The sequence below is a fragment of the Microscilla marina ATCC 23134 genome (assembly GCF_000169175.1).
Taxonomy (GTDB): Bacteria; Bacteroidota; Bacteroidia; order Cytophagales; family Microscillaceae; genus Microscilla; species Microscilla marina.
Map to the genome: position 1 here is coordinate 101,336 of NZ_AAWS01000002.1, position 13,695 is coordinate 115,030.

The window sequence follows — 13,695 nt, forward strand, 5'->3', positions numbered from 1 at the left end:
ACCAAAAAAACTAAGGAATAGTGCAAAAATAAGTTGCCCAGTTTCAAGGTAAAGGTTTTTTTCTGAGACGAGGTATTTTTTACGCGAGTAGTTAGTGATAAGTACCAAGGCAGGATTAAACATACCTAATGAAGTAGGTGTAACTGCCATATTATGAGCAAGTTACTCTTACTTGTAGCTTATGGCTAATTACTTGCTGCTACTTACTGCCAAAAAAAGCTCACAATTCTGGCGAAAACTCCAAGGCAACGAAGCGTCAGGGGGAAAGTTATTTTTGTCTATTCCTACATTAGAGGCTGGAGTATTGGTTTTAGCCAAACATTTGTTTTAGACCCTGCCAAAGTTGAATCTTTTTTTGTTTGTCCTCGGCAATTTCACCTAATGTGTCAGCCATTATATACTGATGTTCCTTGAGGGGCGTTACCTGGTATTTTTCTGCATTGAGTAAGTGTCCATAAGAAGATAAATCTACTCCAAAACTAATCACTTTTTCGGACAGAAAAATCAACTGTGGAGGGGCTGTAGGATCAAAATTTTCGACATTAATTACCTTGGCTTTTAACAACGACAGTTTGACTGATTGCAATATTTTGGCAAGCAACTCACGTTGAGCCTCATCTATATATACCGTAGTGTTATCTGCCAATACAATGGCTACTTCATAAGTACGTTGTTCGTCAATAAAATAGGCGTTGTTTTGATACAACTCAGGAAAAACAACGGCATGAGGGTATTCCATAAGGCATTGATTTTATCGCTTGATTCTAATTGTATAATACGGTGTTTAAAGTAAATGTTTGCCTTTCAGCATTTTTAAGTTTTGTTGAGTGCCCAAGACCTGTTTGGTTTAGGGAGCATTTTGTTCTTTGTTGGGGTGCTTAGGAATTTTAGAGGAAGTCTTTCCACCTAATGCTTTGTTACCCCGGCAATTCCGCCGGGACTGGGAGCTTTTTTTAGCCGTAGCTATGGCTACGCCTGCAAAAAGTGCCGCGCCTTAGAAGAAAACCTCTCCCCCGAAATCGGTAACTTATTTTTTCACCATTCCTTAGAAAAAAAGAGAGAGGCGTGTGGCCTCTCTCATAGCAAATTAAAAATGTGATTGATGTATGTATGATACAGACTATAAGCCCCTCATATCACCTTCTTTGCGGTCTTGACGGGGAGGCATAGTGCCAAACACAATGTCCCAGAGAGGACTTGATACCCCAAAAGCTTTGTCTGGGTATTTATAGTGGTGCAAACTGTGGTGTTTCCACAAATATTTTAATGGACGTGGAGCTTTGTATTTGTGGGTACTATAATGTACAAACACGTAACACAAATAACCAATGAGCATACCAGGAAGGAATGCATAAGTATATCCTTTTAAAATAAAGATTTGGCTCAGGTACAACACTCCAATGATTAACCAACCTGCCCAGGGAGGCATAAACAAACGTTCCTCGTCGCGTGGGTGGTCGTGATGGTACCCATGCATAATATAGTGCATGCGTTTTACAAAAGCTGATTCACTGATCCAATGAAATACATAACGGTGCATCATATATTCAAAAAATGTCCAGAATATTACTCCGCCAAAAAATACCATAATTCCATTGGCGATTCCTAAACGTTCACTGTGATAAGCAAAGTAAACATAAATTAAGAAGAAAACAGGAGGTAAATAACCACCAAGAGTAAGGGCTGGTGAGGTACGGCTGAGTGCTTCTAAAACAGGGTTTTTGAAGATTCTGCCTTTCTGTACTCCTTTTTTGTGACTCATAACAAGTAATTAAAATTAAGTTATATGAACAGTAATTAAACTGAGGTATTTTTCATCAAAAAAAATGTGCGACAAAGGTAGATAAACCTTTTTGCCTGACAAAAATACATGTTTTAATTTTTTTTGGGCAATCTTGCCAAACAATTCTGCACACGTTTGTGGCCAGGCAATTGCCGCCAAGCACAAGCTCTCGTACTTTACCTACTTAGTGTCTGGAGTACTAGTTGCCTTGTGATAACCATAAGACGTAAAATAACCTAAGTGAGCTACATTTGCTAAATAACAACAACCCAAACTGTCTTTGCTTTGTTTGATTACTGGGTTTGATTGGGAGCTTTTCTTGTCATTTATCTTCTCTTTGCCCGGTTCTTATGGGTGATCTATTAAAAAAATATTTTTTTTTGTCAGATTTTATTCAAAAGTACCTGAATATTATTAGTTTAGATGCATAAATCTAAAAATGTCCCAAAATGTTGAATATGATTGATATAAAGTTGTTTATGTACTTCAAAAAAATAAGCAAACTAGTATTTGTGTGGTGGTTGGCAGGGAGCCTTACTCAAGTAAATGCCCAGTGTGATTGTGGCAGGATAGACCAGCTTGAAAAACTTTTGCGTAACGAAACCAGCACCCGCAAACGCATTGATGTGTTCAACGAGTTGTCTGCCCAGTACTTTGCCACCAAACAAAAAGTAGACATTCCCAAAGCGAGAAAGTATGCCAATGAAGCATTGAGCAAGGCGCGGGAGAGCAATTATAAAAAAGGGAAAGCTGCTGCCTTGTTTAACAAAGCCAACGTAAACTATGACGTAAGCAGGGGCGAAGGAGCCGATTTTAATACCACGGTGGGTTTGTATGACCAAGCCCGCGTTCTGTATGAAGAAATAGGCGATAAACAAGGGCTGGCTAGGGTATACGAAGGTCTGGGCAATTTTTATTATGCCAATGCATACCTTACCTCCAGCAATAATACCAACACCCGAAAAGCCGTAGAGTACCTGGAAAAAGCAGAAGTGATACGTGAAGAACTACTGAAAAAAAGTAACTTATCGGAGGAGCAAAAAGAGTATGAACGAAACAAAATAGGGACTACCCTGAGCAAGCTCTCGGAGATATATAGCGATGGTTTGGGCGAAGACGACAAAGCCCTTGAGTTTCACGAAAGGGCTAACCAAATTCTGGGCGAAAATGATGACAATATTCAGGCACAAATAGGTAATATTTATCGCAAAAGAGCTGAAGAGAAAAACCGCAAACAAAATCAAACCTTAATGATTGTATTGATTGGGGTGGCTTTACTGTTGGTACTTGCGGTAGGGCTGGTGGTGAATATTGGCAAAACCCAAAAGAAAAACCGATTGTTGGGTGAACAAAGAGCCAAACTTGCCCGCACCAACAAAATGATTGAAGAGAAGAACGAGTTGATCGAGGCAAAAAACCAACAGATGGAGTCGCACAACCAAGAACTTGCCGAGCTCAACAAAAAAATGAATCGGGTAAACAAAGAGGTGGAACTGACCAACTTTGAACTGAATGAAAAAAATGAGGAAATTAAACAAACCGCTGAAGCCCTCAAAGAACAATCGGATGCGCTGGAAAACCAAAAGTTAAAACTGGAAAAAGCCTACGAAACCATTACGCTGTTAAGTCAGGTGGGGCAAGACCTGACTGCGTCACTCGACTTTGAAAAAACGTTGAATACTTTGCAAAGCAGGGTAAAAGAAATGATGCCAGTAGATGGGTTTACGGTGTCTATTTTGGATGCCCAAAGCAATGAACTACACGTAAGGTTTGCGGCTGAGTTTGGCGAACGCAAGCCTACCTTTTCTATGTCTATGGACGATACCCACCATCCGGCGGTTTGGTGTGTAAAAAACAACCACCAAATCATCATCAATCAAAGAGAAGACCTACACTCCCAATCGTTTTATGATACCTCATTGCACGAGTCGTTTAACTCTATGATGTATTACCCTATGTTGCACGAAGACAAAGTGATAGGGGCGGTAAGTGTACAAAGCCGATTGATTGCTGCCTACACCCCTTACTATGCCGATATTTTCAAAACCTTGGTGTTGTATGCATCTATTGCCATTAGCAATGCCGAAAATTACAGAACTTTAAACGGAGCACTTAACAATTTGAAAACTACCCAGGACCAACTGGTAGAAGCCGAAAAAATGGCCTCGTTGGGTAACCTGGTAGCTGGAGTGGCACACGAAATAAACACCCCAGTGGGCATAGGTGTAACTGCTGCCTCAAGGCTTGATTCCAAAACCAAAGAGTTTTCGGAAGTATATAAAAGTGGTAAAATGAAACGTACCGATCTGGAGAAGTTTTTACAAACTAACCAAGAGGGTACCAAAATTATATTGAACAATCTCGACCGGGCTGCCAAGTTGGTGCAAGGCTTTAAGCAAGTAGCGGTAGGACAATCAAACGAAGAAAAACAAAAATTTAACTTAAAGGTATACCTGGAAGACACCTTGATTGCCCTGCAACCAAAGCTCAAAAACAAGCCTTATACCTTAGATGTAGACATGGATGACTTGACCATTAAGAGCTACTCTGGTGCTTATTCTCAGATTGTAACCAACTTGGTGATGAACTCTATCATTCATGGGTTTAAGGGCAGAGAAGAAGGTAAAATATCGCTGAGTGTAAAAGCCAATGGCGATCGCGTAAAAATGGTGTACAGTGATGATGGCAATGGTATTGCCCCTGAGATTATAGACAAGGTTTTTGACCCTTTCGTAACTACCAACCGCGAAGGTGGAGGTACTGGTTTAGGGATGAATATATTGTACAACATAGTGGTGCAGCAACTCAAAGGAAAAGTAGACTTTAAAACAGCTGTAAACGAAGGAGTTACATTTGTGTTCGACTTACCAATGAATGTATAACTATTGTTGAGGATGGTCTTTAAACGCAAAGCTTTTAGCTTGGACTTTGCGGTGAAAAATACAGCCATCCGGAAAAAAAAGCCGAAAGTTTTAAGTAGCCATATTAATTACTAGTTTTGCCGAGCAAACACTTCCAAAACTTTAGCCATAATGAACGATAACGACGAATTACTTTTTGCCAACGACGGAGATAATTTATTTGCCGATGAGGATGATAATGGGGGAGGTTTATTTGCTGAAGAAGATGGCAACGAAAGTTCCGACTCTAGCAGTACCGATACCTGGAAGGTGATGATTGTGGACGACGAAGAGGAGATTCACACGGTTACCCGATTTGCCCTGAGCGATTATAAATATAAAGGCAAACACCTTGAGTTTATAGATGCTTATACTGGAGTCGAAGCACAGGAAAAACTAGCCCAACACGACGACATAGCCGTGATGTTGCTGGATGTAGTAATGGAGAGCCACGATGCTGGATTGCAAACAGTAAAGCATGTACGCGAAAAGCTCGATAACCACTTTGTGCGCATTATTTTGCGTACCGGACAACCAGGGCAGGCGCCCGAAGAAAGTGTGATTACTGATTACGATATCAACGATTATAAAAATAAAACTGAGCTTACCGACAAAAGACTTTTTACTACCATTACTACCGGGTTGCGCTCTTATGCCGACATTATGGCTATAGAACACTATCGCCAAAACCTGGAGAAAATGGTAGAAGAGCGTACCAAAACAATTCAGGAACAAACCGAAGAGCTTGAAATGAAAAATTTCAAGATCATTGGCAGTATCAATGCCGCCCGGCGTATTCAGTCGGCAATGTTGCCCCAGGTAAACCGCATCAAAAAAGCATTGCCTGAGATGTTTATACTGTTTCGCCCCCGTGACATTGTAAGCGGAGATTTTTATTGGTTTTCAGAAACTGCCGGACGCTTGTTTATTGCAGCCATTGACTGCACCGGGCACGGAGTTCCAGGGGCGTTTATGTCTATGTTGGGCGACGCCTTGCTCAACCAGATTGTAAACATTGATGAGATTACTTCGCCCGATCGTATTCTCAACCGATTGCACAGAGGGGTACGCAAAGCACTAAAACAAGACCTGACCGAAAACCGGGATGGAATGGACATGGCTTTTTGTATGTATGATAAACAAGCGGGTATTTTAGAGTTTTCCGGAGCCAAAAACCCCTTGTTGTATGTGCAAAATGGTGAAATGCACAAAGTAAAAGGAGATAAAATGCCTATAGGTGGTGTACGCAACCCTGGCGAAGAACGAATATTTACCCGTCAGGTAGTAAAAGTAGACCAACCTACCACTTGTTATATGTTTTCAGATGGGTATGCCGATCAGTTTGGAGGACCAGACAACCGCAAATTTATGTCTAAAAAACTACGCAACCTATTGCTCGAAAACCATCAAAAGCCCTTCGAAGAGCAACAAAGAATTTTAGAGCAAAGGCTCGACGAATGGCAAGGCGACTACCGCCAAATGGACGATATTTTGGTGATGGGCTTCAAGGTGGGGTATTAGTACAAGCTCTTATTTGAAAATATATTTCCCTGTGTTGTAACATTGTTGTTATGATACAGGGATTTTTTTGCCTGTATTCAAACACCATTCAACTTCAAAAAGTAATGTTGCTTAGGTGAATCATTACATAAAATTAGTATTTTTATACTAATTTTAGTAGAATGATATTCAAAATAGATTTTACCCAATAAAAGCACAGTCAATGGAAACAATAACCCAACAAGACCTGGACGTTTTTCGTGCCGAAACCCGCGCCTGGCTGGAAGCCAATTGCCCGGAAAGTATTCGGCAAACCCCCAAGAGTATGGAAGACGTTTTTTGGGGAGGGAGCAACCCACATTACAAAAGCGAAGATCAAAAACAGTGGTTTGAGCGCATGCGCGACCGTGGCTGGACTACCCCCATGTGGCCTAAAGCATATGGTGGGGGAGGTTTGAGCAAGCAGCAAAACAAAGTATTGCTCGAAGAAATGACCCGCCTCAATTGTCAAACTCCTTTGTTTAGCTTTGGTATTTCTATGCTGGGGCCTGCTTTGCTCAAGTTTGGCAACGAAGCCCAAAAAAAAGAACACTTGACCGCCATTAGCCGGGGCGAAGTATGGTGGTGTCAGGGGTATAGCGAGCCAGGTGCAGGCAGCGACCTTGCCGGGTTGCAAACCCGCGCCGAAGATATGGGTGATCATTATTTGGTAAGCGGACAAAAGGTGTGGACGTCTTATGCCGAAAACGCCGATATGATTTTTTGTTTGGTACGTACCAATCCCGACGCCAAAAAACACACGGGCATTAGTTTTTTGTTGATAGACATGCAAAGCGAAGGAGTAAGTACCCGCCCCATTCAACTCATCAGTGGTAAGTCTGTGTTTTGCGAAACCTTTTTTGACAATGTAAAAGTGCCCAAAGAAAACCTGGTGGGTGAGCTTAACGCTGGCTGGAGCATCGCCAAGTACTTGTTAACCCATGAGCGCTCAATGATTGGGGGCGTTGGTGATGTAAGAAAAGAAAAACCCCTTTTTCAATTGGCCATTGATGCGGTGGGGCGGGACAATGGCAAACTGGATGACCCAGTACTACGTGCTGACATTGCTCGCTGGATGATTGACCAGGAGGGGCTGATGTGGACTATAGAGCGCACCACCGACGAGGCTAAAGCCGGACAACCCATAGGCGCCAAGTCATCGTTTTTTAAGTATTATTATACCGAGCAAAACAAGCTGAAGTATGAATTGCTGATGGCACTCAATGGTACCGAAGCAGCTACCTGGGGCGATACTTACGACGAAGGCAAGCTTGCCCGTGACTTTTGCCGCACCAAAGGCAACTCTATAGAAGGAGGCACCTCCGAAATTCAATTAAATATCATTAGTAAACATATCCTGGGGCTTGGGTAATAGCTACAAGTGGCAAGCTTTGAACGATAAGCACTGGTTATAGTAGTTTGTTGCTGTCAGCTGACACCTTATAAAAAAATTATGGCTTTAATTATAAATGAAGAGCAGCAAATGCTCAAAACCTCTGCGGCAGAGTTTCTCCAAGAAAAAGCTCCTGTAGCAGCTTTACGCAAATTAAGAGACGAAAAAAATCGGCAAGGTTACGACCAGGCATTGTGGCAACAAATGGCCGCCATGGGTTGGGCTTCGCTCGTAATTCCTGAGCAATATGGCGGGCTTGACTTTGGTTATGTAGGTTTGGGACAATTGTTCGAAGAAATGGGGCGCACCCTTACTGCTTCGCCAATGGTGTCTACTAGCTTGGTAGGTGCCCATGCCATATTATTGGCAGGCAATGCTACCCAAAAAGAGCGCTTGTTACCCGCCATTGGAGCGGGCGAACTGATTGTGACCCTGGCAATTGATGAAAGGCGCCAACACCGCCCGGCAAAAACGGCCATGAGTGCGGTGAAACAAGACAATGGGTATGTGCTCAATGGCAAAAAAGTGTTTGTATTGGATGGGCAGGTAGCCAACCAGTTGATTGTGGTAGCACGCACTGCAGGTAAAGCAGGCGATGAGGCGGGTTTGACGATGTTTTTGGTAGATGCCAAAGCCCAGGGCATTGAGGTAAACCACCAACAAATGATGGACAGCCGCAATGCAGCAACTATTAGTTTTGAGAATGTAAAAGCGGCAGAAGTATTAGGTCAGGTAGACCAAGGCTTTGGGGTACTTACTCAAGTGCTGGACATTGCCTGTATTGGCATATCGGCAGAAATGTTGGGCACTATGTGCGAAGCTTTTGAGCGTACGGTGCAGTACCTCAAAGAGCGCAAGCAATTTGGTGTACCCATTGGTTCGTTTCAGGCGCTGCAACACCGGGCGGCATTGATGTATGGCGAAATAGAAATTTGTAAATCTATGGTTATCAAAGCTTTGCAAGCTATAGATCAAGGCAAGCCCGACCTCTCGCGCGTTGCCAGCATGACCAAAGCCAAAATAGGCGAAACCATTCGCCTGGTCACCAACGAAGCCATACAAATGTTTGGCGGCATAGGCATGACCGACGACGAGGAAATCGGTTTTTTTATGAAACGTGCCCGTGTAGCTCAGGTTACTTTCGGCGATTATAACTATCATTTAGACCGTTACGCCAGGTTGTTGGGGTTTTAATGTGCAATTTTCTTAAAAAATAACTTGACTGGATCATTTATTTTAGAGCTTGTTTAAAGCGGTCGTTTATAGGAGATTTTATGATGAGTTTTCGGGTTAGATGCGTCAAACCGAGCTTTAGCGAGCTCTGTTTCACCTTTGAAAATTAGCATTTAAACTAATTTTGAAGAACCGATGGCTAGAGCTATGCTCTGCCGAGCTCTGCGAAGCTAAATAGCAGCGCTATTGCTGATAACCGAACCTGTAGCTTTGCTACGGTGAGCTCTGCTTTAGCTAAATTAACTTTGTTGAGCTCACCACAGCGCAGCTGTAGGTTCGGTTTGACAATATATAATCAGGAAAGGCACGTAAAAGCTCACAGTCCCGAACTTGATTCGGGGACCTAATTAATGATTTTTAAACAAGCTCTTAACTCTGTTGGAGGGGGAAGCTCAAGGCTCAACTTTCAGGCAGAGTTTTTTTGTTAAAAATAGTGACCAGAATGTATGAAAAGCGATTAAGCCTTTTGGTGAAATAAAATAAATACAGGTTTGTTAATTCAAAATATTAATTTATGTAATCAGGTATTTGCCATATATTAATTGCTTTTGTTGCTTAAATAGTTGGATGGTGCAAGTATTTATACCTATGTTTAGGGAATAAATTATACTACACACAAACATAAATCAAAAAAAGCAATGAAAAAATCCATCATACTTACCTGGCTGGTGCTTTGCATCACCAACTTATCGCTTTGTGCCCAACACACAAGCAAAGCCCTGGCAAAACAGTACTTGCGTTCTAAAGGAGAAGTGATTTTTACCTTTAAGATTAACCACAAATCGCAGTTGAACACCGTTACCAAACAACTGGCAATTGTACACTACGACGATGCCACCAAAACAGTGAAGGTAATGGCCAACAAAAATCAGTTTGCTGCCTTTTTGCAAAAAAGTATTTCGTTTAAAGTAGCCGTTGCCGACAATGTGGTGGGCAAAAGAACGATGACTTCTGACCTTGCGGTACGCGCTACCACCTTTCCGCTCACTGCTTATCCTACTTATGCCGACTATGAGGCAATGATGAACGCTTTTGCCTCAAACAATCCAACATTGTGCAAAGTAGAAAACATTGGCGCCACTACCGAAGGCGACAAGTCGTTGTTGTTTGTAAAACTCTCTGACAACGTAAGCGCCAACGAGCAAGAGCCCAGGGTGATGTTTACCTCATCGATGCACGGCGACGAAATAGCTGGCTACCCTATGATGCTCAACCTGATCGATTACTTGCTCAAGGCTTATAATGATGCTACCCACCCACGCCACGCTGAGATCAAGTTCTTATTGGACAACAACGAAGTATGGATCAACCCTTTGGCAAACCCTGATGGCACTTTTCGCAATAGCCCTGGCAATACTTCGGTGGCCAACGCTACCCGTGGCAATGCCAACAATGTAGACCTCAACCGCAATTATCCCGACCCTGATGATGGCGCACACCCCGATGGCAATAGTTATCAGGTAGAAACACAGGCTTTTATGAACTTTGCTGCCAACAAGCATTTTGTGTTGTCGGCCAACTTTCACGGAGGCATTGAGCTGGTAAACTACGCCTGGGATACTTATGCGGGCAATCACCCCGACAAAGACTACTTCGTGCATATTTCTGAAGAATACCGCGACCATTGTCAGGTAAACAGCCCCAATGGTTACTTCGACGACCGCAACAACGGTATTACCAATGGCTATGCCTGGTATGAGGTGCAAGGTGGGCGTCAGGACTGGCAGATTTTTTATCAAAAAGGACGTGAACTAACCATTGAACTGTCAAACGCTAAAACCCCGGCAGCCAGCCAGTTGGTAAACTACTGGAACTACAACCGTGATGCTTTGCTTGGGTTGCTCAATCAGGTAAACTATGGCATTCGTGGGGTGGTGACCGATGCCGTGACTAACCAACCCATCACTGCTAAAGTAACTGTAGTAGGCAAAGAGGGGTACGAGTCGTGGGTGCCTACCGAATTGCCGGAAGGAGATTACTACCGACCAATCAAGGCGGGGACTTACAGCATTTTGGTAGAAGCCGCTTGTTACCAATCAGTCACCATTAGCGGAGTAACCATTGGCGACCAGCAAACCATTGTAAAAAACGTGCAACTTACTCCTATAGCCGGAGCTGCACCTACTGGATTGGCTTCGTCTAATGTGCAACCCAATGCTGCTACCCTGACTTGGGTTGCCAACGCTGCCTCTAGCTACGATGTACGCTACCGCATTGCAGGCAGCAGCAACTGGGCTACTGTTTCGTCAGGCACCGCAAGCGTTGATATTTCGGGCTTGACTGCGTCTACTCAATACGAGGCACAGGTGCGTAGTAAATGTACAAGCGGGGCAACCTCGGCCTATAGTGCTTCATTTAGCTTTACTACTCCGGCTACCCAGGCTTGCGCGGGCATTAACAACTTTCCTTATGTTGAGAGCTTTGAAGGTGGCTTAGGGGTTTGGAGCAACGCCACCAACGACAACATAGATTGGATACGTTATTCGGGCAGTACCCCCTCGAATGGTACCGGACCATCGGGCGCGCAAAACGGCAATTATTACTTGTATACCGAAGCTTCCTCTAATGCATCGGGCAGTCCCAATAAAGTAGCTTTGCTCAACAGCCCTTGTGTAGATTTGAGCAGTTTTTCAGAAGCCAGGCTAGAGTTTGGCTATCACATGTATGGCAGCAACATGGGAACACTGGAAGTATTGGTGAGCACCAACGACGGAGCCACTTATACCACCATCTGGAACAAAAGTGGTCAAGTAGGCAATGCGTGGGACAACGCCATTGTAGATTTGAGCGCTTACGCCGGGTCGGTTATCAAGTTACAGTTCAAGGGCAAAACTGGCTCTAGCTGGCGCAGCGACCTTGCCATAGACAATGTACGCATTAGCTCTTCGGTATCTACTCCAGACACTCAAGCCCCTACCGTACCCGCCAACCTTGCAACTACTGGAGTAACCGCCAATAGCGTGGGCTTAACGTGGAGCGTTGCCAGCGACAATGTAGGCGTAACCGGATATGAAATATATCAGGGTGGTAATTTGTTAGCAACGGTCAACGCTACTACTTATACTGCCGCTGGTTTGGCTGCCAATACAAGTTATACCTTTGCGGTAAAAGCTAAAGATGCCGCAGGCAATACCTCTGCTGCCAGCAATAGTGTAGATGCTACTACCTTGGCGGTAACGATTACTTATTGTGCCTCTAAGGGCAACAATGTAAACGACGAATACATTGGTAAGGTACAGTTTGGCAGTATTGACAATACTTCAGGCAGTGGCAATGGCTATACTGACTTTACTTCACAAATAACTGCTGTAGCCAAAGGCAGTAGCAACCCTATCACAATTACCCCTACCTGGATCGGCACTGTGTATAATGAGGGCTATAGTGTTTGGATTGATTTTAACCAGGACGGTGACTTTACCGATGCCGGAGAGCAGGTATTTACCCAGAGTGCTACCAAAAATACTCCAGTATCGGGTACTATTGCCATTCCATCTACGGCATTGTCGGGTGCTACTCGTATGCGGGTGTCTATGAAGTATAATGGTATACCTACTTCGTGCGAAAATTTTACTTATGGTGAGGTAGAAGATTATACCGTAAATATTGGCAGCAGGGCAAGCGCTCGAATGAGTGGACAGGCGATGGTTCAGTTTGACGAAGTAGAGTTGTACCCTAACCCAATGCCTAAAGGGGGTATACTACAGCTAAAAAGTAGGTCAACTCATTTTGCCAAGGCAGTTTTTACCGTCAGAAATGCTACCGGGCAAACCATCAAACAGGGCAAAGTGGCCAACGGACAAGTCAAAGTAGGTGATTTGCCGGCAGGCGTGTATTTTCTTGAATTATACACTCCAAAACGTCATACTACCAAAAGGTTTGTTGTAGGAGGATAAGCACTGCTTTACAATAAACAGGGTAGTTTTTAGGTGAAGTCTGTTCAATATATTATTGGGCAGGCTTTCTTTATATAAAATAGTTAGTAGCCATTGGATGAAAGCCAACGCCCGTGGCTACAATAGGGATTTTAAACATTTTGAATTAACTTTCGAAAATTCGACTATATAAGGGCTAAATCGACGAGTTAAAAAATGAAAGCAGTAATTGGGGTACCGGGCTATTGGAAAAGCCACGAAGAAATACCAAAATTGATTGCAGCTTGCAATGACAACTTTATTTGTGCTGGTAGTACATTGATAAACACCAAAACCCAGGCTTTTTTTGAGCTTGAGGTATACGACCACGACCCTGACTTAAAGATTTCTTATGCTTATTGTGGACGTAAAACTTTTACAGATGAAGACATACAAGCTGTAGACAAGCACACTTGTACTGTATATATTATAGGTGAGGCGGGCACTCCGGCTTTTGCCAGCGAACTGCTAAAGGCAGGAGGGGCGTTGCTCAATGCGGGCGGCATTGCCGTAAAAATAGAATCTTCGGGGGTGGCGCACCTTAAAAAAGACTGGCAACGATTGATCGAAAACAATGAGCTTATAGATTTGTATCGGGCTTTTGTAACTATTGTAAAAGACCATCATTTTTATTTATCTTACGGTATGCAAGTGATTGGTTACCCCGAAGGGCAGGTTTTTTTTATAGGAGACAATGGGGTAGACGATGGGCAACTGCAAGTACTAGATGTGTTTTTGGTATCGTTGCTCATAGATGACCTTCAGCTTGCCAATGACCATACATTTGCTTTGACAACAGAAAAACCCAAGTATGTACTCAAGCATGTATATTATGACAAATACCCTGAAGATGATTTGTTTTTTAATCCACATGGCGTATGGCAACTGACCAAACAAAAGCAGTATTAAAAGTGACAGACTTGTCAAGTGAATAAA

9 protein-coding genes are annotated in these 13,695 nt (G+C 43.2%); 7 read left to right on the plus strand and 2 right to left on the minus strand.

The features are described 5' to 3' along the window. Positions 1-181: 181 nt before the first annotated feature. The gene (locus M23134_RS40860; protein WP_002693274.1) at positions 182-331 is read left to right on the plus strand and encodes a hypothetical protein; all 150 of its coding nucleotides are present in this window, start codon (positions 182-184) and stop codon (positions 329-331) included. On the opposite strand, the gene M23134_RS01685 is transcribed toward M23134_RS40860, so the two are convergent. Together M23134_RS01685 and M23134_RS01690 are read right to left on the minus strand one after the other, a co-directional pair. Next, entirely contained in the window at positions 311-739 is a 429-nt protein-coding gene (locus M23134_RS01685) for a hypothetical protein (protein ID WP_002693276.1), read from the minus strand. The two genes, M23134_RS40860 and M23134_RS01685, sit on opposite strands and share 21 nt — an antisense overlap. A 381-nt stretch (positions 740-1,120) precedes the next feature. After that, positions 1,121-1,762, minus strand: coding sequence for a sterol desaturase family protein (locus M23134_RS01690; RefSeq protein ID WP_002693278.1), 642 nt, complete (start codon positions 1,760-1,762; stop codon positions 1,121-1,123). A 479-nt stretch (positions 1,763-2,241) separates the two neighbouring features. Between M23134_RS01690 and M23134_RS37370 the strand changes: the two genes are divergently transcribed. The 6 genes from M23134_RS37370 (at position 2,242) to M23134_RS01725 (ending at position 13,668) form a co-directional block, all read left to right on the plus strand. Beyond that, positions 2,242-4,665, plus strand: coding sequence for a GAF domain-containing sensor histidine kinase (locus tag M23134_RS37370; RefSeq protein ID WP_198144961.1), 2,424 nt, complete (start codon positions 2,242-2,244; stop codon positions 4,663-4,665). A gap of 150 nt (positions 4,666-4,815) precedes the next feature. Beyond that, entirely contained in the window at positions 4,816-6,204 is a 1,389-nt protein-coding gene (locus tag M23134_RS40865; RefSeq protein WP_002693281.1) for a SpoIIE family protein phosphatase, read from the plus strand. A gap of 202 nt (positions 6,205-6,406) precedes the next feature. Continuing rightward, positions 6,407-7,594 carry an acyl-CoA dehydrogenase family protein gene (locus tag M23134_RS01705; RefSeq protein ID WP_002693282.1) on the plus strand — a complete coding sequence of 396 codons (1,188 nt, stop codon included), beginning with the start codon at positions 6,407-6,409 and terminating at the stop codon, positions 7,592-7,594. Between the two features lie 81 nt (positions 7,595-7,675). After that, the gene (locus M23134_RS01710; RefSeq protein ID WP_002693283.1) at positions 7,676-8,809 is read left to right on the plus strand and encodes an acyl-CoA dehydrogenase family protein; all 1,134 of its coding nucleotides are present in this window, start codon (positions 7,676-7,678) and stop codon (positions 8,807-8,809) included. 677 nt (positions 8,810-9,486) lie between these two features. Beyond that, on the plus strand, positions 9,487-12,741 hold the full coding sequence (locus M23134_RS37375) for a M14 family zinc carboxypeptidase (protein WP_002693284.1): 3,255 nt from the start codon (positions 9,487-9,489) through the stop codon (positions 12,739-12,741). A gap of 195 nt (positions 12,742-12,936) precedes the next feature. Beyond that, complete coding sequence (locus tag M23134_RS01725; RefSeq protein ID WP_002693285.1) at positions 12,937-13,668, plus strand: hypothetical protein; 732 nt, start codon at positions 12,937-12,939, stop codon at positions 13,666-13,668. The last annotated feature ends 27 nt before the right edge of the window (positions 13,669-13,695 follow it).